The sequence below is a fragment of the Amycolatopsis sp. NPDC059235 genome, from assembly GCF_042754125.1.
Taxonomy (GTDB): domain Bacteria; phylum Actinomycetota; class Actinomycetes; order Mycobacteriales; family Pseudonocardiaceae; genus Amycolatopsis; species Amycolatopsis albidoflava.
Genome location: NZ_JBHZAG010000025.1, coordinates 1 through 21134, shown reverse-complemented (window position 1 = coordinate 21134; position 21134 = coordinate 1). Strand labels below are relative to the sequence as shown.

24 protein-coding genes are annotated in these 21134 nt (G+C 65.5%); 17 read left to right on the top strand and 7 right to left on the bottom strand.

What is annotated here, in order from left to right; translation table 11 throughout:
* Positions 1 to 44 precede the first annotated feature (44 nt).
* Positions 45 to 389, top strand: a complete 345-nt coding sequence (locus tag ACFXI3_RS18490) for a hypothetical protein (RefSeq protein ID WP_378400685.1) — start codon at positions 45 to 47, stop codon at positions 387 to 389.
* 111 nt (positions 390 to 500) lie between these two features.
* Here the strand turns inward: ACFXI3_RS18490 and ACFXI3_RS18485 are convergent, their stop codons facing one another.
* Entirely contained in the window at positions 501 to 1187 is a 687-nt protein-coding gene (locus ACFXI3_RS18485) for a GntR family transcriptional regulator (RefSeq protein ID WP_378400683.1), read from the bottom strand.
* A gap of 110 nt (positions 1188 to 1297) precedes the next feature.
* Between ACFXI3_RS18485 and ACFXI3_RS18480 the strand changes: the two genes are divergently transcribed.
* Genes ACFXI3_RS18480 through ACFXI3_RS18450 form a run of 7 tightly spaced genes read left to right on the top strand, consistent with a single transcriptional unit; the run spans position 1298 to position 9469 of the window.
* Complete coding sequence (locus tag ACFXI3_RS18480; protein WP_378400681.1) at positions 1298 to 2131, top strand: fumarylacetoacetate hydrolase family protein; 834 nt, start codon at positions 1298 to 1300, stop codon at positions 2129 to 2131.
* A gap of 13 nt (positions 2132 to 2144) precedes the next feature.
* Positions 2145 to 3071 carry a VOC family protein gene (locus tag ACFXI3_RS18475; protein WP_378400679.1) on the top strand — a complete coding sequence of 309 codons (927 nt, stop codon included), beginning with the start codon at positions 2145 to 2147 and terminating at the stop codon, positions 3069 to 3071.
* A 27-nt stretch (positions 3072 to 3098) separates the two neighbouring features.
* Positions 3099 to 4073: an amidohydrolase family protein gene (locus ACFXI3_RS18470; RefSeq protein ID WP_378400677.1), complete on the top strand. Its 975-nt coding sequence runs from the start codon at positions 3099 to 3101 to the stop codon at positions 4071 to 4073.
* A 5-nt stretch (positions 4074 to 4078) separates the two neighbouring features.
* Positions 4079 to 5284, top strand: a complete 1206-nt coding sequence (locus ACFXI3_RS18465; protein WP_378400675.1) for an MFS transporter — start codon at positions 4079 to 4081, stop codon at positions 5282 to 5284.
* 14 nt (positions 5285 to 5298) lie between these two features.
* Complete coding sequence (locus tag ACFXI3_RS18460) at positions 5299 to 6750, top strand: bifunctional 3-(3-hydroxy-phenyl)propionate/3-hydroxycinnamic acid hydroxylase (RefSeq protein ID WP_378400674.1); 1452 nt, start codon at positions 5299 to 5301, stop codon at positions 6748 to 6750.
* Complete coding sequence (locus ACFXI3_RS18455) at positions 6747 to 7553, top strand: SMP-30/gluconolactonase/LRE family protein (RefSeq protein WP_378400672.1); 807 nt, start codon at positions 6747 to 6749, stop codon at positions 7551 to 7553. The genes ACFXI3_RS18460 and ACFXI3_RS18455 overlap by 4 nt, the downstream gene beginning before the upstream one ends.
* Positions 7550 to 9469: an acetoacetate--CoA ligase gene (locus ACFXI3_RS18450; protein WP_378400670.1), complete on the top strand. Its 1920-nt coding sequence runs from the start codon at positions 7550 to 7552 to the stop codon at positions 9467 to 9469. The genes ACFXI3_RS18455 and ACFXI3_RS18450 overlap by 4 nt, the downstream gene beginning before the upstream one ends.
* Here the strand turns inward: ACFXI3_RS18450 and ACFXI3_RS18445 are convergent.
* Complete coding sequence (locus ACFXI3_RS18445; protein ID WP_378400668.1) at positions 9453 to 10889, bottom strand: carboxylesterase/lipase family protein; 1437 nt, start codon at positions 10887 to 10889, stop codon at positions 9453 to 9455. The two genes, ACFXI3_RS18450 and ACFXI3_RS18445, sit on opposite strands and share 17 nt — an antisense overlap.
* A 69-nt stretch (positions 10890 to 10958) precedes the next feature.
* Here ACFXI3_RS18445 and ACFXI3_RS18440 point away from each other — a divergent pair, with 69 nt between their 5' ends.
* Positions 10959 to 11543, top strand: a complete 585-nt coding sequence (locus tag ACFXI3_RS18440; RefSeq protein WP_378400666.1) for a TetR/AcrR family transcriptional regulator — start codon at positions 10959 to 10961, stop codon at positions 11541 to 11543.
* Here ACFXI3_RS18440 and ACFXI3_RS18435 read toward each other — a convergent pair.
* Positions 11540 to 11929: a hypothetical protein gene (locus tag ACFXI3_RS18435; RefSeq protein WP_378400664.1), complete on the bottom strand. Its 390-nt coding sequence runs from the start codon at positions 11927 to 11929 to the stop codon at positions 11540 to 11542. The two genes, ACFXI3_RS18440 and ACFXI3_RS18435, sit on opposite strands and share 4 nt — an antisense overlap.
* 12 nt (positions 11930 to 11941) lie before the next feature.
* On the opposite strand from ACFXI3_RS18435, the gene ACFXI3_RS18430 reads away from it, so the two are divergent.
* Both ACFXI3_RS18430 and ACFXI3_RS18425 read left to right on the top strand, forming a co-directional pair.
* Positions 11942 to 12784 (top strand): hypothetical protein, encoded by an 843-nt coding sequence (locus ACFXI3_RS18430; RefSeq protein WP_378400662.1) that lies wholly within the window; start codon positions 11942 to 11944, stop codon positions 12782 to 12784.
* Positions 12762 to 12908 carry a hypothetical protein gene (locus ACFXI3_RS18425; protein WP_378400660.1) on the top strand — a complete coding sequence of 49 codons (147 nt, stop codon included), beginning with the start codon at positions 12762 to 12764 and terminating at the stop codon, positions 12906 to 12908. Before ACFXI3_RS18430 ends, ACFXI3_RS18425 begins: the two co-directional genes overlap by 23 nt.
* Positions 12909 to 13828: 920 nt before the next feature.
* Here the strand turns inward: ACFXI3_RS18425 and ACFXI3_RS18420 are convergent.
* Positions 13829 to 15094, bottom strand: coding sequence for a pentapeptide repeat-containing protein (locus ACFXI3_RS18420; RefSeq protein ID WP_378400658.1), 1266 nt, complete (start codon positions 15092 to 15094; stop codon positions 13829 to 13831).
* A gap of 23 nt (positions 15095 to 15117) precedes the next feature.
* Here ACFXI3_RS18420 and ACFXI3_RS18415 point away from each other — a divergent pair, with 23 nt between their 5' ends.
* Positions 15118 to 16011, top strand: a complete 894-nt coding sequence (locus tag ACFXI3_RS18415) for a multiprotein-bridging factor 1 family protein (RefSeq protein WP_378400657.1) — start codon at positions 15118 to 15120, stop codon at positions 16009 to 16011.
* Complete coding sequence (locus ACFXI3_RS18410) at positions 15996 to 16433, top strand: hypothetical protein (protein ID WP_378400655.1); 438 nt, start codon at positions 15996 to 15998, stop codon at positions 16431 to 16433. Before ACFXI3_RS18415 ends, ACFXI3_RS18410 begins: the two co-directional genes overlap by 16 nt.
* 277 nt (positions 16434 to 16710) lie before the next feature.
* Here ACFXI3_RS18410 and ACFXI3_RS18405 read toward each other — a convergent pair whose 3' ends face one another.
* Positions 16711 to 16893 (bottom strand): hypothetical protein, encoded by a 183-nt coding sequence (locus ACFXI3_RS18405; RefSeq protein WP_378400653.1) that lies wholly within the window; start codon positions 16891 to 16893, stop codon positions 16711 to 16713.
* A 378-nt stretch (positions 16894 to 17271) separates the two neighbouring features.
* Here ACFXI3_RS18405 and ACFXI3_RS18400 point away from each other — a divergent pair, with 378 nt between their 5' ends.
* On the top strand, positions 17272 to 17466 hold the full coding sequence (locus tag ACFXI3_RS18400) for a hypothetical protein (protein ID WP_378400651.1): 195 nt from the start codon (positions 17272 to 17274) through the stop codon (positions 17464 to 17466).
* A gap of 119 nt (positions 17467 to 17585) precedes the next feature.
* A complete protein-coding gene (locus ACFXI3_RS18395) occupies positions 17586 to 18482 on the top strand; it encodes a phosphotransferase enzyme family protein (RefSeq protein WP_378400649.1) in 897 nt (298 codons plus the stop codon).
* Here the strand turns inward: ACFXI3_RS18395 and ACFXI3_RS18390 are convergent.
* Entirely contained in the window at positions 18441 to 19820 is a 1380-nt protein-coding gene (locus tag ACFXI3_RS18390) for a hypothetical protein (RefSeq protein ID WP_378400647.1), read from the bottom strand. The genes ACFXI3_RS18395 and ACFXI3_RS18390 overlap by 42 nt on opposite strands.
* A 236-nt stretch (positions 19821 to 20056) precedes the next feature.
* On the opposite strand from ACFXI3_RS18390, the gene ACFXI3_RS18385 reads away from it, so the two are divergent.
* Positions 20057 to 20260, top strand: a complete 204-nt coding sequence (locus ACFXI3_RS18385) for a hypothetical protein (protein WP_378400646.1) — start codon at positions 20057 to 20059, stop codon at positions 20258 to 20260.
* Here the strand turns inward: ACFXI3_RS18385 and ACFXI3_RS18380 are convergent.
* Entirely contained in the window at positions 20257 to 20577 is a 321-nt protein-coding gene (locus tag ACFXI3_RS18380) for a GntR family transcriptional regulator (RefSeq protein ID WP_378400644.1), read from the bottom strand. The genes ACFXI3_RS18385 and ACFXI3_RS18380 overlap by 4 nt on opposite strands.
* Before the next feature lie 115 nt (positions 20578 to 20692).
* On the opposite strand from ACFXI3_RS18380, the gene ACFXI3_RS18375 reads away from it, so the two are divergent.
* The gene (locus tag ACFXI3_RS18375; RefSeq protein WP_378400642.1) at positions 20693 to 21013 is read left to right on the top strand and encodes a hypothetical protein; all 321 of its coding nucleotides are present in this window, start codon (positions 20693 to 20695) and stop codon (positions 21011 to 21013) included.
* The last annotated feature ends 121 nt before the right edge of the window (positions 21014 to 21134 follow it).

Below are 21134 nucleotides of genomic sequence, written 5' to 3'. Positions count from 1 at the left end.
CTGCAGTGTCCGTCTTCGCGGTTGCCCGGCCAGAGGGAGCTCGCATGCGCCGTCCACGCCAGATTCTTGTGTGCTCGACGGCTTTGGCGCTGTTGTCGGGCTGTTCCAGCACACAGCCGCAACCCAGCAAAACGGTGACTCAGCCTGCGTCAGCGACTGGCACGGTTCCCGAAAGCCCGTCGTTCACCGACCCGCAGCCCGCCGGGCCGGCGATGGCGTTTCCGCCGGCATTGCTCATTCTCGGAGCGGTTGCGCTTGCACTCGGCGCAGTCGGGCTTTTCCTTGTACTCACCGAAAACGGGACCCCTCGCATGGTCGGCGCCATACTGCTCGGCGGCTGCGGCGGGATCATTCTCGCCGCGGCCGTCGCGCTGATCGTCCCGAGCTGATCGTCAGCGCACCGCGGGCGAAGTGCGCAGCAACCATGCCGCCAGGTTATCGACGGATAGCGAACCAGTCTTGGACGCCGGTTACGCGACGTGGCAACACTTGAGGCATGGTCACCCCACCTCTTCGCCTCCCCGGTTCCGATAGTCGTCGAGCAGCAGCTTCGTAGTCAGCTCGATATGGTCCCGCAGGGCCTCGACCGTGCCGGGAGCGTCTCGTTCGATCGCGCGTTCGCAGATCAGCCGGTGTTCCGCGACGACGTCCCGGTGACTGTCCTCGCTCGAGGTGCGGGCCCAGCATCGGTAGACCTCGGCGGATTCGCGCAGTTGCGTCGCCACCGCGCGCAGGTGCTGGTTGGGGCAGCCTTCCAGCAGGACCTGATGAAACCGGGCGTGCGCGGTCAGCCATCGCTCGTTGATCGCGTCTGACTCGTCGGCGAACGTGGTGCGGGCGAGATTGTGGTGCGCCGCGAGCAGGTCCGATTCCCATTCGATGCTGCCCTGCGCGAGGGATTCGCGGACCACGTGCGTCTCGACGACCACGCGCGCCTCGGTCAGGTCTTGCAGGGTGTCCGGGGAGACGTCGATGACCCGGAAACCTTGCTGTGGCGCGAAAGTCGCGAGTCCCTGGCCCACGAGACGCGGAAGTGCTTCACGCAGGACGCCGCTGCTGGCGTCGTAGTCCCCTTTGAGCGCTTCCACGCGCAGCCGCGATCCCGGCGCATGCCGGCCGTTGAGGATGTCGGCGCGAAGACGCAGGTAGACGTCCTCGACGCGGGTCGTGCTGCGAGCGCCAGTCATGTCGAAGATCGTACCCGATTCCGCATTCACCCAAGAATCTCGAGATTTAGTTGACTTATCGAGATTCCCAGGTGTTCACTGGCCGGGACGCAGGCGGAAGGACGCGGAGCATGAAGACGACGACACGGGCGGGCCGGATGTGCCTGGTGCTCGACGACAAGGTGATCGACGTCGAGGGCGCGAGCGGCGGGCGGTTTCCGGCCGATCCGCTCGCGGTTTTCGAGCGCTGGACCGAGTTCGCGGAGTGGGGGCGAGCGACGACGGACGGGCCGGCCGCGTCCGAGGGCCGCGCGGGGAGTCCCTCGCCGAAGCCGCGGCAGATCTTCGCGATCGGGTTGAACTACCGCGAGCACGCGCGGGAAGCGGGGCTCGCGCTGCCGGAGTCACCCGCGACTTTCACGAAGTTCGCCACCTCCCTCACCGGGCCGGACACCCAGCTGCGGCTGCCCAGCGAGTTCGTCGACTGGGAAGCGGAGCTCGTGGTGGTGATCGGCCGCCGGGCCGAGAAAACCGCGGCCGAGGACGCCTGGCTGCACGTGGCCGGATTGACTGTGGGGCAAGACTTTTCCGAGCGGGTCGTGCAGGCGGCGGGGCCGGTACCGCAGTTTTCGCTCGGCAAGTCTTTCCCGGGATTCGCGCCGACGGGGCCGGCGCTGGTGACCGCGGACGAGTTCGCCGACCCCGACGACCTCGCGATCGAATGCCTGGTCAACGGCGAGACCGTGCAGAAGGCGCGCACGTCGTCGATGGTCTTCTCGGTCGCCGAGCTGATTGCCCGGCTGTCGGCGTTATGCCCGCTGCTGCCCGGGGACCTGATCTTCACTGGCACGCCCTCGGGCGTCGGGCATTCCCGGTCCCCGCAGCGCTACCTGCGGGCTGGCGACGAAGTGGTCACGCGGATCGAGGGCATCGGACAGCTCCGGCAAATCTGCGTCGCCGGGTGAAAGGGGTAATTCCATGGCACTGCACAGATTGAAGTCGCTGACCATCGGTGTCCCCGACGTCGCGGGCACCGCCGGCTATTACGACGACTTCGGGCTCACGCAGCTCGCACCAGGCCGGTTCGCCACGGTCGAGGGCGGGGAGCAGTTCGTCCTCAAGCACTCGCGAGTCCGCCGTCTGCTCGGGATGACCGTCGCGGTCGACGATGCTGACGACCTCGGCCGGATCGCCGCGAACCTAGACCGGCTGGGCATCCCGGTACAGCGCGACGCGAACACGCTGCGCGCGCGGGAACCCATCGCGGACATCGCCGTCGAAGCGGTCATCGCGCCTCGGCTGGTGCGCGTATCCGTACCGGCGACCCTGTACAACGGGCCGGGCCGGCTGGACCGTGCCGACACCCGGGCACCGGTTCTGTCCCGGACCGAGGCGGTGCGGCCGCTCGCACTGGGGCACGTCGTGATCGGCACTGTCGAGCAGGAATCGACCCAGCGGTTCTTCACCGAGGGAATCGGGTTCAAGGTCAGCGACGTGGTCCCCGGCCGCGCGGCATTCCTGCGGTGCTCCACCGACCACCACAACCTATTGGTACAGCAGGCTCCGCTCAATTTCTTGCACCACACCTCCTGGCAGGTGTCCGATGTGGACGATGTCGGGCGTGGTGCGATGAGCATGCTCGCCGAGCATCCGGAACGCCACGTCTGGGGACTGGGCCGCCACCACATCGGGTCGAATTTCTTCTGGTATCTCAAGGATCCCGCCGGGAACTTCGCCGAGTACTACTCCGACATGGACGCCATCGTCGACGACCAGCTCTGGACGCCGCGTTCGTTCGAGGGCCTCCAGTCGCTCTACGAATGGGGTCCGCCGCCTCCGCCGTCGTTCATCAATCCGGAAGATCTCGCGGCGCACATGACCGGCGCGCACGCAGAAGGCAGTTGAGCACATCGCCGAAGGAAGGCAAAGACCTTGCGTTACATCGCTATGGAGGAAGCGTTCGCGCTCCCCGAACTGCAGGCCGGTTACCCCGTGCCCAAGACGGAAACCGCCACGAGGTGGGTCGAGGACTGGGGAAAACGGTTGTGCGACTACACGACCTACCGGCTGCCGGAAATGGACGAGCACGGCATCGACGTCCAGGTGCTTTCCCTGACCGCACCCGGCATCCAGGGCCTGACCGACGCCGCACAGGCAGTCAACGACGCCCGGATCGCCAATGACCACCTAGCCGAGGTGATCGCCGCCCATCCGGATCGGTTCCGCGGGCTGGCGGCCTTGCCGCTCCAGGATCCCGAGGCGGCGGTGGCGGAACTCCGCCGAGCCGTCGGCACGCTGGGGCTCAGCGGCGTACTCGTCAACGACCACACCAACGGCGTCTACCTCGACGACCAGCGCTACGAGCCAGTGTGGGCGGCGCTCGAAGAGTCGCGGGTGCCCCTCTACCTCCACCCAGGCGCTCCCCCGGCCGAGCCGTGGCAGGTGCTCGAGGGACGGCCGGAACTGCGGGGTCCATTGTGGAGCTGGGCGGCGGAGACCAGCGGGCACGCGCTCCGGCTGATTTTCGGCGGCGTCTTCGATCGGCATCCCGGGGCCACGCTCATTCTCGGCCACCTCGGCGAGTTCCTGCCGTTTCAGCTCGCGCGGCTTGACTCGCGCTACGACCGGCAGGAACACCGGACCCTCGCGCGGAAACCGTCGGAATACTTCGGCGACAACATCCTGATCACCACCAGCGGTGTGTGTTCCCCGGCCGCGCTCGCCGGCGCGATTCTGGCCGTCGGCGCGGACGCGATCCTGTTCGCCGTCGACTATCCCTTCGAGGACACCGCCGAGGCCGTCCAGTTCCTTGAACAAGCGCCGATCAGCAACCGGGATCGCGAGAAGATCAGCCACGGCAACGCCGAGCGAGTGCTGCGCCTGCCGACAGCGACGGCACGCACGTGAGGACGATGCCGTGGCGAGCCATCGCGATCGGGCTGGCCGTCATGACGCTGGAAGGGTACGACCTCGTCGCTTTCGGTGCGACGACGCCACTGTTGCTCCGGCACCAGCCGTGGCATCTTTCCCTCCCCGAATTGGGCACGTTGGGCAGCCTCACCCCGGTGGGCATGCTTTTCGGCGCTCTGCTGGTCGGTCCGCTCACCGACCGGTACGGACGCCGCCGGACGACCTTGCTCAGCATCGCGGTCGTGTCGCTGGGCATGTTCGCCTGCGCGTTCGCGCCCAATCCGGAACTGTTCGGCGCCAGCAGGCTTGTCGTCGGGCTCGGGGTCGGCGCGGTCTACCCCGCGATGGGGCCGCTGATCTTCGAACTGGCGCCGCCGAAGCGGAAGAACCTCAGCTCGGCGATCGTCCAATGTGGAGTCACGGTGGGCGGATCGCTGGCGGCCGTCGTGGCCGGGTCTTTCCTGCAGGGAGACAACTTCCGGCCGGAGTACGTGGTCGGCGGCGCGGTCGGGCTGCTGTTGCTGCCGATGACTTACCGCTGGCTTCCCGAATCGCCGGTATATCGGCGAGAGCCGACCGGGGCACGCGGCTTGCGCGTTGTGCTGCGGCAGCCGTACACGGGAACGACAGCGCTGTTCTGCGTGATGGTGATCTGTTCGTTCTTGCTCATCTTCGGGATCAACACCTGGCTGCCGCAATTGATGCAAGCCGCACGGTATCCGCTGGATTCCTCGCTGATGTTCCTTACCCTGCTCAATGTCGGCGCGACCGTGGGAGGTCTCGCGATCGCGGTGCTGGCCGACCGGGCGGGGTCGAGAATTCCCATCATCGCTTGTTTCGTCGTCGCCGCGGGTGCGATGGCCGCCTTGAGCATCCGGTCGCCGTTGGTGGTGCTCGCCGTGATCGTGTTGATCGGCGGCGCGGGCGCGTTCGGCGTGCAGGGATTGATCAACGTCTACATCGCCCGCACTTATCCGGCGCACGCCAGGGCCAGCGCGATCGGTGTCGCGTTGGGAATCGGCCGGATCGGCGCGATCGCCGGTCCGGTGCTTGGCGGCTGGGTTCTTGCCGCCGGCCTCGCTCCACAGTGGAATTTCCTTCTTTTCGCGGTGCCGGCGATCCTCGGGGCGCTCCTCACCGTCGCCCTTGGAGGTTTCCGCCGCACCGCGGAAGCCCGCACATCTCAGCCGGTCGAAGAACCGGCTTGAGCGGAGGAACAGTCATGGACACGTACGACATCGCCGTCGTGGGCTGCGGTCCGGTCGGCTTGACCCTCGCGCGATTGCTCAGCGCGAAAGGGCTCCGGGTCGCCGCGATCGATCCGAACCGGATCGTCTGCCACCATCCGCGAGCGACCCATCTCGACGACGAATCGATGCGCACCCTGCAAACGCTCGACGCGGCCGATCTGGAGCGACGATTCCTGCGGCAGGCCGGATGGACGCTGCAACTGCCGGACGGAACGCCCTTCCTCGAATTCGCCCACGCGCGAGACGAATCCGGACAAGGCTGGCGTACGGATTACCAGTTCCACCAACCCGATTTCGAATCCCGGCTGCGCGGTTTGCTCGCGAGCGACCCGAACGTCGACCTGTGGTTCGGCTGGTCCGTCACCGAGATCTCCCAGGACGCCGACGCGGTGCACCTCACGGTGACCGACCGGAACCAGGTCAAGACGGTGAAAGCGGCCTACGCCGTCGGATCGGACGGAGCCAATTCGTTCGTCCGGCGCCTGATGGGTTCCGAAGTCGAAGATCTGGAGGGGACGCAACGCTCCCTCATCGTCGACATCCATCCGTTCGAGCATCCTCCGGCACTGCCCGCGGACTCCGGATTCATTCTGTGCCAGGGAAAGCGGCCGATTACCTACGTGCCGATCTTTCCCCCGATGCTGCGGTTCGAATTCATGCTCCTCGACGGAGACGACGCCGCCGCGCTCGAACGCCCGCAAGCGGTATACGACGCGCTCAGCCGTTGGATCGAACCGGGCAGTTATCGCATCATGCGAGCCGACACGTACGAATGGCACGCGCGGCTCGTGCACGGCTGGCGTTCGGGAAGGCTGTTCCTCGCCGGCGATGCTGCGCACGAGATGCCGCCGATGCTCGGGCAGGGCATGTGTTCCGGGCTCCGCGACGCGGCGAACCTCGCCTGGAAGCTCGCCGCGGTCGTCCAGGGCGTCGGCCCCGACAGCCTGCTCGACACCTACGAAAGCGAGCGCGCCCCGCACGTTCGCCCCTATATCGCCGAATCCGCCCGGCAGGCCAACCTGATCGAGTCCTTCGGCATCGGCGACACCCATCCGGAGCTGGGAGAACCCCAGACTCTCGAACCGCTCAGGCCGCCGCTCGGTCCTGGGCTGAGCGGGGAGCCCGGTCGGCTCAGCCCGCAGCCCCGAGCCGCCGACGGCACGCGACTCGACGACGTCACCGGATACAACTTCGTCGTCGTGGGCAAGCAGGCCGTGTCGGCGGAGATCGCGGAGTTGTGGCGGCAGCTTGACGTCGCGGTGGTCGCTGACGCTGGTCCGGCGGTCGAGGCGTGGTTGGCCGCGAATTCGGCCGCTGCGGCCATCATCCGCCCGGACCGGTACGCCTTCGCGCTCGCCGCCGACACGGCGGAACTGGAGACGGCGACTAAGGAACTCGCGCGGCAAATGGCGGTGCGCGCATGAAGCCGTACGGAACCGGGATGATCTGGGGCGAGGGACCTCGCTGGCACCAAGGCGCGCTGTGGCTGTCGGACACCCAGGGCAGTCAACTGTGGACGGACCACGGCGGAAGCTGGAGTGCCACGAAGCTCGACTCGCCGTCCAACGGGCTGTGGTTCTTGCCCGACGGCAGGCTCGTCGCGGCGATGATGCACGAGAAGCGCATCGGCGTCTGGGACGGCGGGCAGTTCGCCACCTACGCGGACCTCGGCGCGGTGGCCACCGGTCCGCTCGGCGATCTTGTCGGTGACGAACAGGGCAATCTCTACGTCGACGACGTCGGTGAACCACCACGGCCAGGCCGCCTGGTCCGGGTCGCCATCGACGGCTCGGCCACCGTTGCCGCCGAGAACCTCGACTTCCCCAACGGCCTCGCCTTCCTCGACGGCGGACGCACCCTGATCGTCGCCGAAACCGCTGCCCAACGGCTGACCGCCTTCACCGTCAGCGCGGACGGCACACTGACCGATCGGCGTCCTTATGCCGACCTTGCCGAATTGGTCGATCCCGACGCTCGTCCGGACGGAATCTGGCCGGGGCCGGAGGGAATCTGGGTCGCGACCACCACCGGCCACGCGGTCGTGTTGGTCCGGGACAACACAGTGCGCGAGACGATCAAAACCGGCGCGGCGTTCCCGATCGCGTGCTGCACCGACGGCGGGAACCGGCTGTTCGTCACCCTCGCCGACACCGGCGGACGGCCGCTGTTCGAAGCCCTCGCGGCCAAGGCAGTGCAGACTACGGCCGCGGAATGGGAGATTGAATGAGCGGCTGGGTCCCGGTGGAGGAAGCGCAGATCACCGATTTCGCCCGGTACGCCTCGGCCCGCGCCGGCCGCGACCTGACCGGCGAATACCGGACGTTGTGGGAATGGTCGGTGCGGGATCTCGACGGTTTCTGGTCCGCGGTGTGGGACTACTTTGGACTCCCGGCGCGTCCGGAGGGACAACCGGCGCTGGCGACCGAGGCGATGCCGGGCAGCGTCTGGTTTCCGGGGAGCACGCTGAACTATGCGGCCGAGGTGTTCCGGGGCCGCGACGAGGCCGCCACTGCCGTGCTCGCGGTGACCGAGGACGGCGCTCCGGTTGAGCTGAGCTGGGGTGAATTGCGTCGGCAAGTCGGGTCGGTCGCGGCTGCGCTGGCCGAACTGGGCGTGTCGTCCGGCGACCGGGTCGTGGGGTATCTGCCTAATTCGGCGGAGGCGATCGTGGCGTTTCTGGCCACCGCGAGCCTCGGGGCGGTCTGGGCTGCCTGCGGGCTGGACTACGTCGGATCGGCCGCGGAGGCGCGCTTCGCCCAACTCTCGCCGACTGTGTTGATCACCGCGACCCGGTCGCGACACGGCGGCCGGGTGGTCGAGCGCGCTGCCGATGTGGCAGCTCTACGAGCCGGACTGTCCACGTTGGTCGCTACCGTGGTGATCGACCCGGAATCGTTACCCGGAGCGATTCCCTGGTCCTCGATCATTGATGGCGATGCCGCGCTGGCACCCATTCCGGTTCCCTTCGAGCATCCACTGTGGATCTTGTTCTCCTCGGGGACCACTGGCCGTCCTAAAGGGATAGTGCATGGACACGGCGGTGTTGTCCTTGAGCAGTTGAAGCATTCCGCGTTCCACCAAGACCTGCGTGCCGGTGATCGAATCCTCTGGTACACCACGCCCAGCTGGATGCTGTGGAACTCGCTTGTCGGCGCTCTGCTGGTCGGAGCGACCGCGGTTTGTTACGACGGCAGTCCCGCGTCCGGCCGCCCGGATGCGTTGTGGGAGTTGGCCGCCCGCTTGCGAGTCACGACGTTGGGAACCAGCCCCGGTTATCTGGCGTCCTGCCGCAAGGCCGGTGTCCGGATTGACGAGCACGACCTCAGTGCGTTGGTTCGGCTAGGCGTCACCGGATCGACATTCCCGGCCGACCTGCACCGCTGGGTCGAGCACGAACTCGGGTCGCGGGTCCAGGTCGTTTCGAGCAGCGGCGGGACGGACGTCGTCACGGCCTTCGCGAGCGCAGCGCCCACCACTCCGGTCTGGGCGGGTGAGCTGTCGGCTCCCTGCCTTGGTGTCGCGCTCGATTCTTTGGGGTACAACGGGGAATCTGTACGCGAGACAGTCGGCGAGCTGGTGGTGAGACGTCCGATGCCGTCCATGCCAGTCTGTTTCTGGAATGACCCCGACGGTGTCCGTTACCGAGCCGCGTATTTCGGCACGTTCCCGGGCGTGTGGCGGCACGGCGATTGGACGACTATCACCGACCGCGGCTCGGTCATCATTCACGGCCGTTCAGATGCGACGCTGAACCGGCATGGCGTACGGATGGGAAGTAGCGATATCTACGGTCCGGTGGAGGAGCTTCTGGAGATCGCGGAGGCTCTTGTCATCGGCGTTGAACAGAGCGACGGCGGGTACTGGATGCCGTTGTTCGTCACCTTGATCGATGGGGTGAGCCTCGACGACGCGCTTCGGCAGCGGATCGCCGCCGCAATTCGCCAAGGTGCTTCAGCACGGCATGTTCCCGACGAAATCATTGCGGCACCGGGGATTCCGCATACTCGCACCGGGAAGAAGCTGGAAGTCCCCGTGAAACGGTTGCTGCGAGGGGAGGATCCAGAGATCGATCCAGGCAGCGTCGACCAGCCTGATCTTCTTGACTGGTACCGGCAGATCGGACCGCCTATACGGGAAGATTAAACGGGACCGGCGAGTGGTGCTCCCAGATTTTCCGCGAAGCCTCTTCCGGATACGGAACTGTCTTCGACTCGACGTCCAGCACACGGGTCAGCCGCTCATCGGGACGATAGGCAGCCCATCCAGGATCGCCATTGGTCGCGAAGTCAACCCAGGCCCGTTGTAGCTCCTCAGACACCCGAAGCGTTGCGGCATCAGGTTTCTCGCCGAACACCTGCCGGCCGGTCGGACTGTCCACGGTTCCGAATGCGAGAGGTACGTCGAGGCTGTGGCACGCGCCCAGGCCAGGCGCGGACAGGCACAGTTCGAAGAGATACGACCTGCCACCCGCCAAGGCGTTCGCTTCGGCGAGTTGCTGGCTCGGCATCCGGAAGAGCGCGTCCGAATAGACGATCTCCATCAGCTCCTCCGGGCTGGCTCCCGCGTAGGCGGCGCGATAGCCATCCGGTTCGGGAGCAAGGAGATCGAGGGCCAGCTGGGCGTCCTCGGCGGTGAATGTGCCGAGCCGCCCGGCCATGACGGAGAACAGCCGGAACTCGTCGCGGGTGTGGCCGACGAGCAGCTCGACCCCGTCCTCGAGAGCGGACCAGGGTGTCTTCGGAAGGGAAGCGTCCAGCACAGGGCAAACCCCGGCCCCGACCTGAGCCATCGGACCCCAGCGATCGCGCTGGCCAGACAGGTTGGCGTTGAACGCGGTGAGTCTGTCGGCCAACTGCCACGGGTCGATGTTCCGGAGGTCTTCCCCGTTCGCGAGCGCCGCGGTGACCTTCTTCGCGAGCGAGGGAAGAGCGAAAATTCCGGGCACGGAATGGGTAATGGCACGCTGGAACAGGCCCTGCGCCATCACGAGCAACGCCGCGATCGATCCGGCGCCCGCTGATTGACCGGCGACGCACACTCGGGCGGAGTCGCCGCCGAAACGGGAGATGTTGCGCCGGACCCAGTTCAGGGCGGCGATCTGGTCCAGGAACCCCCGGTTGGCCGGCGCGCCGTCGATGAGCGCGAATCCCTCGACGCCGACCCGGTAGTTGACGCTCACCACGACCAACCCCGCCCCGCACAACAAGGTCGGATCGTAAGTCGGGTCGCTGCTCACCGAGATGACGTATCCGCCGCCCGGCAGCCACACCAGCACCGGCAGCCCCGCCGCGCCCGGATCCGGCGTCGAGACATTGAGCGTCAACCAGTCCGTCTCGTGCGCCGACTCCATCCGGACCGGCCCGGATTGCGGAGGCAGCGGACCGAACTCGGTCGCCTGCCGCGTGCCGTCCCAGCGCGAAACCGGGACAGGCGCGGCGAACCGGAGATCGCCCACCGGCGGCCGGGCGTACGGGATTCCGCGGAACTCCGCCATCCCCGCTCGCCAGCGGCCCGCCACGGCCCCCTCGACCGTCCGGACCACTGGCTGCGTCTTGTCACCCATTCTCATCCCCCTCAGGTTTCAAGTCAAGTGTATTATGTCAGCTGTATTGGAACGAGGGAAAGGGCCGACGTGCCGAAGAAGGTCGACCACCGCGAGCGGCGGGAAGCGATCGCGCGCGCGTTGTGGCGGGTGGTGGCGCAGCAGGGCTGGAACCGGGCGACCATGCGCGAGGTCGCGCACGAGGCGGAGGCGTCTCTCGGCCAGGTGCAGCACTATTTTTCGACGCGGACCGCGATGCTCGCGTTCGCGATGGAGTTCGCCGCGGAGCAGGCCTCGCACCGGGTCGCCGAGAGCCTCGCCGGCGCCACGCACCCTCGGGACGTGCTGCGGGTGACGCTCACCGAAATGCTGCCGCTGCATCCCGACGCCCGCGCCACCAGCCGGATGAACGCCGCGTACGTCCTCGAAGCACTGCACGATCCGGAGTTGCACACGAAGCTGCGCGACGACCTTCGCGAGAAGCGAGCCCTCGTCGAACACCTGATCCGGCAAGCCATCGCCGACGGACACATCGCCGCCGATCGCGACCCGGCTGTCGAGACGAACCTCGTCCTGGCTTTGACCGGACTGACTCCGCTGCTTGAGCTGGACGTGATCGAATCCCGCGCCGCACTGATGGCTGTCGACCAGTATCTGGACCGGCTTTTTGCCTAGCCGCCCTCGGTCAAACACTGCTGCACGAGCGGCCCGAACCGGCTGACCAGCTCGTCCGCCGGCGCTGACGCGATCGGCTCGATCCGCACGACGTACCTCGCCACGGCAAGGCCCAGGAGCTGGACATTGACCATGCCGGCCCGGAACGCGGCGTCCGGGGTGTCGAGCAGGTCCGCCAGCCGCCCGGTGACTTCGCGGTCGACGTACTCGCGAATCAGGGCATCGGCTTGGTCGTCGGCACGGGTGAGCATCGCGTCGCGCAGCTGACCGCTGGCATCTCCGAGGCCTTCGCCAAGCTGCCGTTCCAGCAGCACGAACGGCAGGTAGTACCCGCCGGTCGCGCTGTCGTCACGCGCGAAGCGCCGGTCTACAGTATGAACGGACACGGCCCGTCCCTGGTGAAGGACTCGTGGAGCGCACACAAGAACTTCGACAGCGAGGCGCGGGACCGCCTGCTGCAGTTCGAGGCGCAGACCAAGGGCATCGCGAACCAGGTCTCGAACGCGATGTTCGCGGCGAATGCCACCAACGCCGCGGCCGTCGTCCCCCTGGGCTACCGACCGGACCTCTACGTCGCGCAGCTGATGAAGGGCCGCCCGCTAGCCGGCGGGATCTCGCACGGTTCGCTCGCGGACACGTCTCTGTTCACCATCCCGAGCTTCACCAGCTCTGACGGCATGACCAGCCAGCACACCGAGGGAACGAACCCGGCTGGCGGCACGCTCACGCTGGGCACGGTGACCGTGAAGCCGAAGGCGATCAGCGGCACGTTCCAGGTGACCCGCGAGGCCGTCGGCAGCTCGAACCCCGCCATCGCACGCCATACCGCGCAGGCGATGGGCGAGTCTTATAGCCGGCAGACCGAGGAGATGGTCTTCACCGAGCTGAACAGAGCCGATGGTCAGGGCGACACCGTCACCAACAGGTTCGTGCCGTCGGGTGCGCAGGCGTCCACCAGCACCAGCACCGACAGCTGGGCCGCGTCGGGGCGCGTTCGGTGGCAGGGAACTGATTGCCGGCGTCCAGCTCGCCGAGGCGCAGCACCCGTTCCGCCGGTTCGTCGAGCCGTCGCAGGCTACCTGTCGCAGGAGGGCACCCCGGCGTTCGTGACCGCGGTCGACTCCGACGGCTTCGCCATCTCGACGCGCCTAACCGGTCAGGACGAGCGCCTTCGCTCTCCAAGGGGTGAGGGCCATCAATCTGACGAAGGAGACGCAGATGCTGGACAAGGAACTAGTTGAGGCCACGCGGCGGTACATCCGTCGCGCAGGACTGGACGCGGAGCAGGCTTCGCAGATCTGGCAATGGCTCGACGGGCTCAATACCCGATTACGCGAGCTGTGGGACACACAGCCCAAACGCTGATGTAGCGGATAAATGCGGCTGGTCGGGCAAGTACGGTCCGACCGGTCGTTCCTCCGCCGTCAGCGGCTAGGGCACGCGCAAAAACTGGATCCACAGGCATAGAGCGCGGTTTTCCGTCACACCGGCCGCATCTACGCTCCAGGGCTCGGCGTGCAGATTCGCGGCGGCCGGGTCGCCCGGGTCGTAGTTGTGGCAGCAGGCAGCACACTCGACGGTACCCAGGCTCGAAACCTCCTCAGGATGAGCCGCGAACGCCTTTTCAGCTTCCTGCGGCGAGTTCCGGCCCCGCTTGACACCGTTGCAGGAGCAGCCGGTCATCAGAACTGGACCGTTGTCTGCGTGTCCCCACCCCGGGATCATCTGGTGGCCTGAACCTCGCCTCTGTGCAGGCATGGATTCAGTGTGAAGCATGCCTGCGACAGGTTACGGCCACTCGCAGTCCGCAGCCCCGTTTCGGCGGGCAGAGGATGGGCCGCGAGATGACGTGAAATTTCCCCTAGCTGTTCTTTCCTGCCGTCACTAAACCCCGCGCCACCGCGTCGCGTTCAGATCCGCGGCGTCCCGCTGCGCCTCCGGCGCATGTCGCAACGGCCCTGCCTTCGGGCCATCTGTCGAGCACAACGGCCGTCCCGGGTGCTGAACTGCCTGCCACGTACCGCTCGCTCGGCAATGCCATAAGCTGCGGTTTCAGCATCTCGTACATCCCTGTCGGATCGGCGGCGAACATGTCGCACCGCTGCTCAGCACTGCCCTTAAGGGTTTCGAGGTAGATGCACCCGGCCTGTTCGCCGTTCACAGTAACGAGGGACAGGTCGCGCGGGAATTCGGTTAGTTCAAGGCTAAATCCTGGCACCGGGCTCCCATTGCCCGCGGCGGATACCTCCGATTCGCAGCGGAGGGGTGCGCCTCACTGCTCCCGCTCATACGTTGCCACCGTCATCGGTATCTCTCTCCGACGTGCCCTCGCGTTTGACGAACTCGAAAGGAGAACCTTTCAACGTCGCCTCGTCGAACTTGAATCTGCGAGCGAAGGTCACCCCGCCGAACTTGGCGCTGTTAGTGAACGTCGTCCCGTTGAACCAGGCGTCGCCTTCGAACGTCACGCCACCGAACTTCGCGTCGCCGTGGAACGTCGCCCCGCCAAACTTGGCTTCACCGGCGAAGATTGCCCCGCCAAACTTGGCATCACTTTCGAAAACAGCCCTGCCGAACCAAGCGTTCCGGGCGAAGACCGCACCACCGAACCAGGCGTTCCGAGTGAAAGTCGCGTAGCCGAACTTGGCATCACCGCTGAAAGTCGCGTTGCTGAACCATGCGGTCCGGGTGAAAGTCGCGTCGCCGAACTTGGCGGTGCGGGTGAAGTTCGCGTCGCCGAACTTGGCGTCACCGGCAAAGGTTGCCCCGTCGAATCGGACTTCTCCAACGCGAATGGAGGTCAGGGCAACGTTATAGAGATATGCGCCAGCAAGATCGAGATCACGTTCACCCCAGTAGGCCTCGTCGCGGGCAGGCTTGACGTGCTCCTCAAGAATCCGCTGCGCGGTAATTCGGACTTCGCGTTCCTGAAGTTGTTCGCGGTATTGCTGAAGCAGGTTCGCGTCTACGGCATCGTGGTCGTCATTGGGCGGTGCCGCCAACGGCTGATAAGGCATGCGCAGGTAGGCACACAGGACGTTGACTATGGTCTGGCGCTGTTCTGCATTGTCCTGGGCGAGACGCTCCAGTGCGTATAGCCCGCCAAGGCGGACCGGGCCCTTGTCAGAGCCGAGTTGCTCAACAGCTTTCGTATACAACTCGGTAATCCGTCGTGCGGTCGCGTCAGCACGGACATCGTTGGAGACGTCCCGTTGGTGGGCGAGGGCGCGTTCGCGGTTGTCGAGGTCGGCTTCGGTGGAGCGTTGTCGGCGCCAGGCCAGGTACAGAGCGACGATGCCGCCGCTCCCAACTCCAATGCTCAGGCCAATCTTGAGTGCGTCAAATCGGGCGGTGACTAGCGCGGCACCAGTAAGGCCTCTGGTGGCCGCCCACCACAAGCTCACGACAGCGCCCGCAGTCAGCACGGTAATCGCGGCGACAGTCGCCCACATCGCTTTAGGCGTTAGCTCCTGCAGCCGCGGTCGCCGACCGACTCCGGTCAGAGTTTCGATCGGTCGTTGCCCACGTGGCTCTGAGCTGTCCTCATCCATGCAATAACTGTGGCGGATCGCCCATGCAGAAACTGAACCGGGATCGGCGATCAGCTACGTTACGTGGTGAGCGGGTTATGAGTGGCCGTCGCACGATTGGCCTACGCATGACGGTGGGGCAGCCGGGAATGCGGCGGGCGCGCGAAGCGAAGAGCATCACGCAAGAGCAGCTAGCGGAGCGCGTCCGCGTATCCGAACGGACCGTCCGCTACTGGGAAAGCGGAGAGTCTGCTCCGGCGCTGTATGTGCGATCGCGGCTCGCACGGGAACTGGGGATCTCACGCACAGAGCTTGAGGCGCACATCAACGGCGACACCGACCCGGATTCGCTCGAGCTGTTGCCGAGCGCTTCCGCGCTGCGACCGGTCGGCAGCTCCGCCGAGGATGACGAAGCCGCCGCGCTGGAGCTGTCCCAACGCGTCGCGGCGAGCGACGTAGGCGACGCGACGCTGTGCCAGCTAGAGGCCATCGTGGACGACTTGGCGATCGACTACGCAACCACTGCGCCGTCGACGCTGGCACCCCGGATCCGGGGATATCTCGCGTACGTCTCCCGGCTGATGGACGCCCGGATGACGCTGTCCGAACACCGGCGGCTGTTCGTCGTCGGCGGCTGGTTCTCGCTGCTGTCCGCAACGGTGCACATCGATCTCGACAACACCTCGACGGCGCGCGCGGGGCTCCGCAATGCGCACGATTTCGCCAGGGACGCGGGACACGACGAGATCCGCGCGTGGGATACGAAACCGAAGCGTGGCAACTCCTCACGAACAAGGACTACGTCGGCGCCCTCGACCTGTCGCGCCGAGCGCAGGCCTTCGCGCCCCGCGGAAGCTCGATCGAGATTCAGTCGTCGGCGCAGGAGGGGCGCGCGCTGGCGCGGCTCGGCGACCGGCGAGAGATGTACGCCGCGCTGAGCCGGGTCGCCACCCTCGTGTCGCCGCTGAAAGTGCCGGACCGGCCGGAGCACCACTACCGATACGACCCGAACAAGTCGGTCGCCTACATGGCTACGACGCTGGCGTGGGCTGGCGATCCGGCCGCCGAGACCTTCGCGCGGGAGATAATCAAACGGCTTGAGCGTCAGACCCCTGACGGGAAATGGCCGCGGCGCGTTGCCTCGGCGAACCTCGATCTGGCGCTCGCGCTGATCTCTACCGACCGGCTAGACGAAGCGGTCGGCGCGACGCACTCGGCGCTAGCCTCGGGGCGCGTGGTCCCCTCGAACTACTGGCGCGCCGCCGAGGTGGTCGAGTCCGTCGAGGCACGGAAGATGAGTGAGGCGCGCGGCCTGCGCGACGCGTACGAAGAGATGCAGCGCTCCGGAACGTCGCGCTGAGCTAACGCGACCGTCCCAACCGTCACTCAATGAATTCTGACCGTTTTCTGGCTCTCAGGCCTTCCCGGTTCGAACATCCCTGCTCGAAAACGGTCCTGACCTGCAAAGATGTGCCCCCGGCAGGATTCGAACCTGCGACACCGGCTTTAGGAGAGCGCCGCGCCAGCACCGGCGTATAGCGCTACTACCTGCACGAACGTTCCTGGCCATATCGCGGTCTAAGCGCCTTCGGCACACCCTCGGCACGGTCGGAACCGCGGCCAGCCAGGACAGAGGGTTAGAACCACCCTTCCTCACGCTTCAGGTCGGCGGTCGAAACCTCTTCCGTATAGCCGTTCTCGAACTGCACGGTGGCGTAGTCGCCGCCGAAGAGCCCGCTTCGCGTGCCGGTGACTCGTCCTTCAGTGCCCGCCGGGACGTGGCAGAACACGCTCCCGCCGGTTGCGGAGCGGCTCCGCACTCGGTCGCCACGTTCAAACCGTGTCGGCTGCTCTTCAGTCCACCAACGTCCCCGCGCCTGCTGAGCGTTCTGGCCAGTTGATTCACCCTCCCGAGCCTGCCTGTTCCGATCCCCTGCGTCGGCTGCTTGCGGCCAGCTCAGGCCAGTTCCCTCGAAGCCTGCGGCGTAGCTGGCCGGCGCTTCGCCCTGGGTGCTTGGATCCCCCGGCCGCCATGGTGTGAACTCTTGCCACGCATCTCGGTCGTAATCCTCTGGGGTCCCATCGTTGTAACCACCGGCGGTGCCCTCGGGTCGTCCTGTCATCACGCAATCCCTCCCGAATTCGTCAAGACTCATCTACGGTGCAGTGGAGGGTTGCACTCGCGCAAGAGGGGAAACATGCTGATGTTCCGTCGTCCTAAAGAATACGTGGTCTTAGAACAAGTTCGTCGTCGCCGCCGATGGATACTGCCGCTCGTGTGCGCGTTAGGTGCATTTTTCGTCGGCATGAGCGTCAACTGTGGGTTCGGCGTGAGTATTTTGCTGGCGCTTGGAATTGCGCTTCTTGTAAATGCGCTACGCCTTCGGCGCTAGCGAACGCATTGCCGGTGGCGCGTTCAGGCGGTCTGCGTAGATTGTCGAGGTGCTTGCCGAGCGGGCACCGTGCTGGCTGCCCCTGTAATCTGAAGCCGTCGTCTACGGGAGTTGGGTGTATGACTTCGACGCGCGCCGCGCTCACACCGTCCTCGGCACATGGTGCCCTGCGTCAAGCTTGTCAAGACGTCGGGCTTGATCCGCAGGGTGCCACGTTGCTGCGTATGGGTGAAAACGCGATCTATCGCACGGCGGACGATATTGTTGTGCGAATTGGGAGGTCTCAAGACGCAAGCGAAAAAGAGGTTCGAGTTGCCAACTGGCTCGCGGATGCCAAGTTTCCGTCCGTTAGGCTCGCGCGATTGCCGCAGGCTGTTGTTGCACACGGATTCACTGTGACTTTCTGGGAAACTATTCACGAAAGCGCTCCGGAGCCAAGTTCGGCCGATCTTGCTTTTATCCTGCGAAAGCTTCACGAGCTACCCTCGGCTGAAACCCTACGCCTACCTTCTTTTCGTCCGCTGCCCAAGGTTCGCCAACGGCTTAGAGAGCTTCCTGAAGGTGCACTGCCTGTCGGAGATATGGATTTTCTGCTGAGCCGATGCGAGGGACTTGAGGAGGATTTTCGCGAGTTGAGCTTCGACCTACCCCTCGGCGTGATTCATGGTGACGCACATCCGGGCAACCTTATGCGACGTCAAGATTCGTCGGTCTGCTTGATTGATTTCGAGGACTTTTCTTGGGGACCTCGCGAGTGGGACTTGGCGGTCACGGCAACCCGCTACCAGGGATTCGGGTGGGTTAGCCGGAGCGAATATGACGAGTTTGTCGAGGTCTACGGATTTGACGCCCTGAAATGGACAGGATATCCCACTATTCGCGCTATCCGCGAACTCAATATGGCGACTTGGCTAATGCAGCAGAATGGACAGTCCCGCCGGGTTGATGCCGAGATTCGAAAGCGCATAGCGGACCTACGCAACAATCAATTTCCCCGAAGCTGGCAAGTCTTTTGATGGAAACGCGCTGGCGAAGTAGTCGCCAAACTCGATGACCGCAGATTCTTTTGACCGTTCAGAGAGTCGCTGCCGAAAGTCTTTCAGATAGGAAACTACGCGAAACGATTTAAGGTCCGCCGCGGTGTCGACCACGCCCCGGGCGATTTCCAGCGCCTGGTCAAGCTCGTTGGCTTGCAGGTGGGCTGTCGCGAGCACGGTGCGGCAGAACGACAGGCTGCGAACGTAGATGTTCTTCGAGGTTGCAATGGATGCCGCCGCGTGTTCGGCAGCGCGGTCCGCGTCGCCGAGATCACGGAAACAATGTGCGAACTCGGCATGCAGCTCAGCCTGGTCAAAGTACCGGATCCACTCGGGATCGTTGTCAGGTTCACTCCGGCAAAGCCAGGTTTCTGCCGCAGACAGTGCCACGGCCGCCTCGACCTGATTGTTCTGCGACGCGAGTGCTCGTGCCTCCATTGCGTGAAACAGCGCCATCGTGGTGGGGGTGGCATGGCCGGTGGCCCCGTGGATCGCAGCACGGGCGAGGTGTACCGCGCGCTCGTAGTCGCCAATGAAGTTGGCTTGGTGACTCATGCCAGCCAAAATGCGACCACAGAGCGCCTTGTCCCCTCCGGCTCGTGCAAGGCGGAACGCCTGGTAGAGGTAGCGCTGCGCGAGAGCATGCTGGCCGATGTCATAAGCGGTCCAGCCCGCTAGGCGGGTGAGTGCGGCGACTTCGCGGAAGTACTCGCGCCCCAGAGGCGTGTGCGGCGAGACGTGCGGGATCAGCGGCAGCACTTCGGTTTCGAGAAAGCGCGCGACCAGCGGCTTTGGTCGCCCACCGCCATACCGGTAGTCGAAATTCGAGAACATTCCCGTCGCGTCGCGTACAGCGTGGACATCCATCTCGTGAAGCTGCCGCGGCTCGACCGGCATCGACCGCTCGGTGTCGCCGCCGAACATCCATTTCGCCAGCAGGCCGTCCCATGCTTCCGGGACGACCTGCAGCTTTCGCGCGGCATCGTCGGGCCGAAGCTCGTAGTTGGCCAGCTGGGTCAAAGCGACGGCCGATGCGGTCAGCGTCTCCGGGTACTCAAGGGTGCTATCCGCCCCCTCCGCTGCGACTGCAGCTGTGTCGCCATATCCGACCTCGTCGAGGCGCACCGGGCGTCCGAGCAGCTGACTCAGCACCTTGACCAGCACTTGGCAGGTCCGGGGCTGCGGTTGCTTTGTCTCCCCGCTGAGCCACTTGTCGACGTTGGTGTGACTTGGCGAGATCTCCGGGCCGCGGTCTGCCTTGCTGAGGTCTCGCATGCGTTTTGCCAGACCCTTGTTGCTGACGCCGGCCTCGCGCATCACCGCAGCTAAACGGTGGTTTGGCGACTTCCCTCGAACACTCACATTGCCCTCCCGTCACCAGTAAAACACGCGCAGTAGGCACGGGGGGCACATCCGCGCAAACTCATGTGCCCCCGCCCTGCGTCGTGCGCCCTTCGCTGTGCACTGCTGCTGGGTTCGTCGATCGACGATTCTGGAATCACAGCGCCACCGAGGGGGTGGCGGATCGACCAAGACCCAATGGAGCGAGTGACATGGCGAAGAACAACTTCCCGGGCTTGAAGATGAGCGGCGGCATTCTGCCGAAGGTAATCGGCACTGCTGTGCTGATCGCGGCAATCGTCCTGGTGGTGAAGTATCCGGGCGATGCTGCTGCGGGTGTCCACAATGCCCTCGCTTTCGGTGGGGATGCGATCGACGGGATCGTCAACTTCTTTCGGGGCGTAGGCGGACGCTAGCGACCCTCCAGCTTGTTGACCCGCGAGCGCAGATCCGCTACTTCCTGCGCCAGTTGCTCGAGGGTCACAGGCTTGACGTAACCCTCGGGAATCCCGTTGACGAACACTCCGACAGTAGGACGCGACGTGACCCAGCCTTGTTTCTCCAGCTCTCCGAGAGCGCGCTGCAAGGTTCCGACCGCGACTCCAAGTTCATCGGCCAGTACGCGGTGCGTCGGCAGCTTGTCTCCCGGACCGAGTCGGCCACTGCGGATCCTGCGGAGGATCTCGTCCGCAGCCTTCTCGTACTGCGCAACACGGGAACTGTTTGTGCTCATGAGGCAAGTCTAGCCGGATAAACCATATTGACTTAGTTCACCCGATTGGCCGATTCCGCGTTGAACTAAGTTGAACTAACTTAAATCAGGTCAACGAACGAAGGGAAAGACCCCAATGAGGTCCGCACACATCACCCGCCACCTGGCTGAGGCTCAGCTGGACGGCACCGATTTCGACGATGTTTCCGCTGTTCAGGAGGCTTCCGCGTTGGCGTGGGAGCGGGATGAGTTGGCGTGGGACGCGGCGCTGGACCACGCGGCGGAGGACGTGGAGCTGGTGCTGACGCTGGCCGAGCAGGCCGAGGTCGCGGCGTATCTGGCGAGCGAGTCGAACCAGTCGCGGGCTGCGCGGTCGCGTCGGCGCTCGACGCGGCGGGTGCTGCGCCCGGTGTCGGTGCTGCGCCCGGTTCCGGCCGAGGTCGGGGAGGCGGCGTGACGGGGCTGGAGATGTCGCCGTTCGGGGAGCGCTGGCAGCCGACGGAGCCGGTGGGGGAGTTCGGGTTGTGGGTCAAGCCGGCCGAGTCGGTGTCGGTGACGCAGGTGGTGATCACCAGTTT

Excerpts from the sequence above, each read along its gene's own strand:
- ACFXI3_RS18465 (WP_378400675.1), top strand. The coding sequence starts at position 4,079 with ATGCCGTGGCGAGCCATCGCGATCGGGCTGGCCGTCATGACGCTGGAA.
- ACFXI3_RS18425 (WP_378400660.1), top strand. The coding sequence starts at position 12,762 with ATGCTGGACAAGGAACTAGTTGAGGCCACGCGGCGGTACATCCGTCGC.
- ACFXI3_RS18445 (WP_378400668.1), bottom strand. The coding sequence starts at position 10,889 with ATGGGTGACAAGACGCAGCCAGTGGTCCGGACGGTCGAGGGGGCCGTG.
- ACFXI3_RS18475 (WP_378400679.1), top strand. The coding sequence starts at position 2,145 with ATGGCACTGCACAGATTGAAGTCGCTGACCATCGGTGTCCCCGACGTC.
- ACFXI3_RS18480 (WP_378400681.1), top strand. The coding sequence starts at position 1,298 with ATGAAGACGACGACACGGGCGGGCCGGATGTGCCTGGTGCTCGACGAC.
- ACFXI3_RS18455 (WP_378400672.1), top strand. The coding sequence starts at position 6,747 with ATGAAGCCGTACGGAACCGGGATGATCTGGGGCGAGGGACCTCGCTGG.
- ACFXI3_RS18410 (WP_378400655.1), top strand. The coding sequence starts at position 15,996 with ATGTACGCCGCGCTGAGCCGGGTCGCCACCCTCGTGTCGCCGCTGAAA.
- ACFXI3_RS18400 (WP_378400651.1), top strand. The coding sequence starts at position 17,272 with ATGCTGATGTTCCGTCGTCCTAAAGAATACGTGGTCTTAGAACAAGTT.
- ACFXI3_RS18450 (WP_378400670.1), top strand. The coding sequence starts at position 7,550 with ATGAGCGGCTGGGTCCCGGTGGAGGAAGCGCAGATCACCGATTTCGCC.
- ACFXI3_RS18390 (WP_378400647.1), bottom strand. The coding sequence starts at position 19,820 with ATGCGCGAGGCCGGCGTCAGCAACAAGGGTCTGGCAAAACGCATGCGA.
- ACFXI3_RS18485 (WP_378400683.1), bottom strand. The coding sequence starts at position 1,187 with ATGACTGGCGCTCGCAGCACGACCCGCGTCGAGGACGTCTACCTGCGT.
- ACFXI3_RS18385 (WP_378400646.1), top strand. The coding sequence starts at position 20,057 with ATGGCGAAGAACAACTTCCCGGGCTTGAAGATGAGCGGCGGCATTCTG.
- ACFXI3_RS18415 (WP_378400657.1), top strand. The coding sequence starts at position 15,118 with ATGCAGAAACTGAACCGGGATCGGCGATCAGCTACGTTACGTGGTGAG.
- ACFXI3_RS18460 (WP_378400674.1), top strand. The coding sequence starts at position 5,299 with ATGGACACGTACGACATCGCCGTCGTGGGCTGCGGTCCGGTCGGCTTG.
- ACFXI3_RS18395 (WP_378400649.1), top strand. The coding sequence starts at position 17,586 with ATGACTTCGACGCGCGCCGCGCTCACACCGTCCTCGGCACATGGTGCC.
- ACFXI3_RS18380 (WP_378400644.1), bottom strand. The coding sequence starts at position 20,577 with ATGAGCACAAACAGTTCCCGTGTTGCGCAGTACGAGAAGGCTGCGGAC.
- ACFXI3_RS18375 (WP_378400642.1), top strand. The coding sequence starts at position 20,693 with ATGAGGTCCGCACACATCACCCGCCACCTGGCTGAGGCTCAGCTGGAC.
- ACFXI3_RS18490 (WP_378400685.1), top strand. The coding sequence starts at position 45 with ATGCGCCGTCCACGCCAGATTCTTGTGTGCTCGACGGCTTTGGCGCTG.
- ACFXI3_RS18420 (WP_378400658.1), bottom strand. The coding sequence starts at position 15,094 with ATGGATGAGGACAGCTCAGAGCCACGTGGGCAACGACCGATCGAAACT.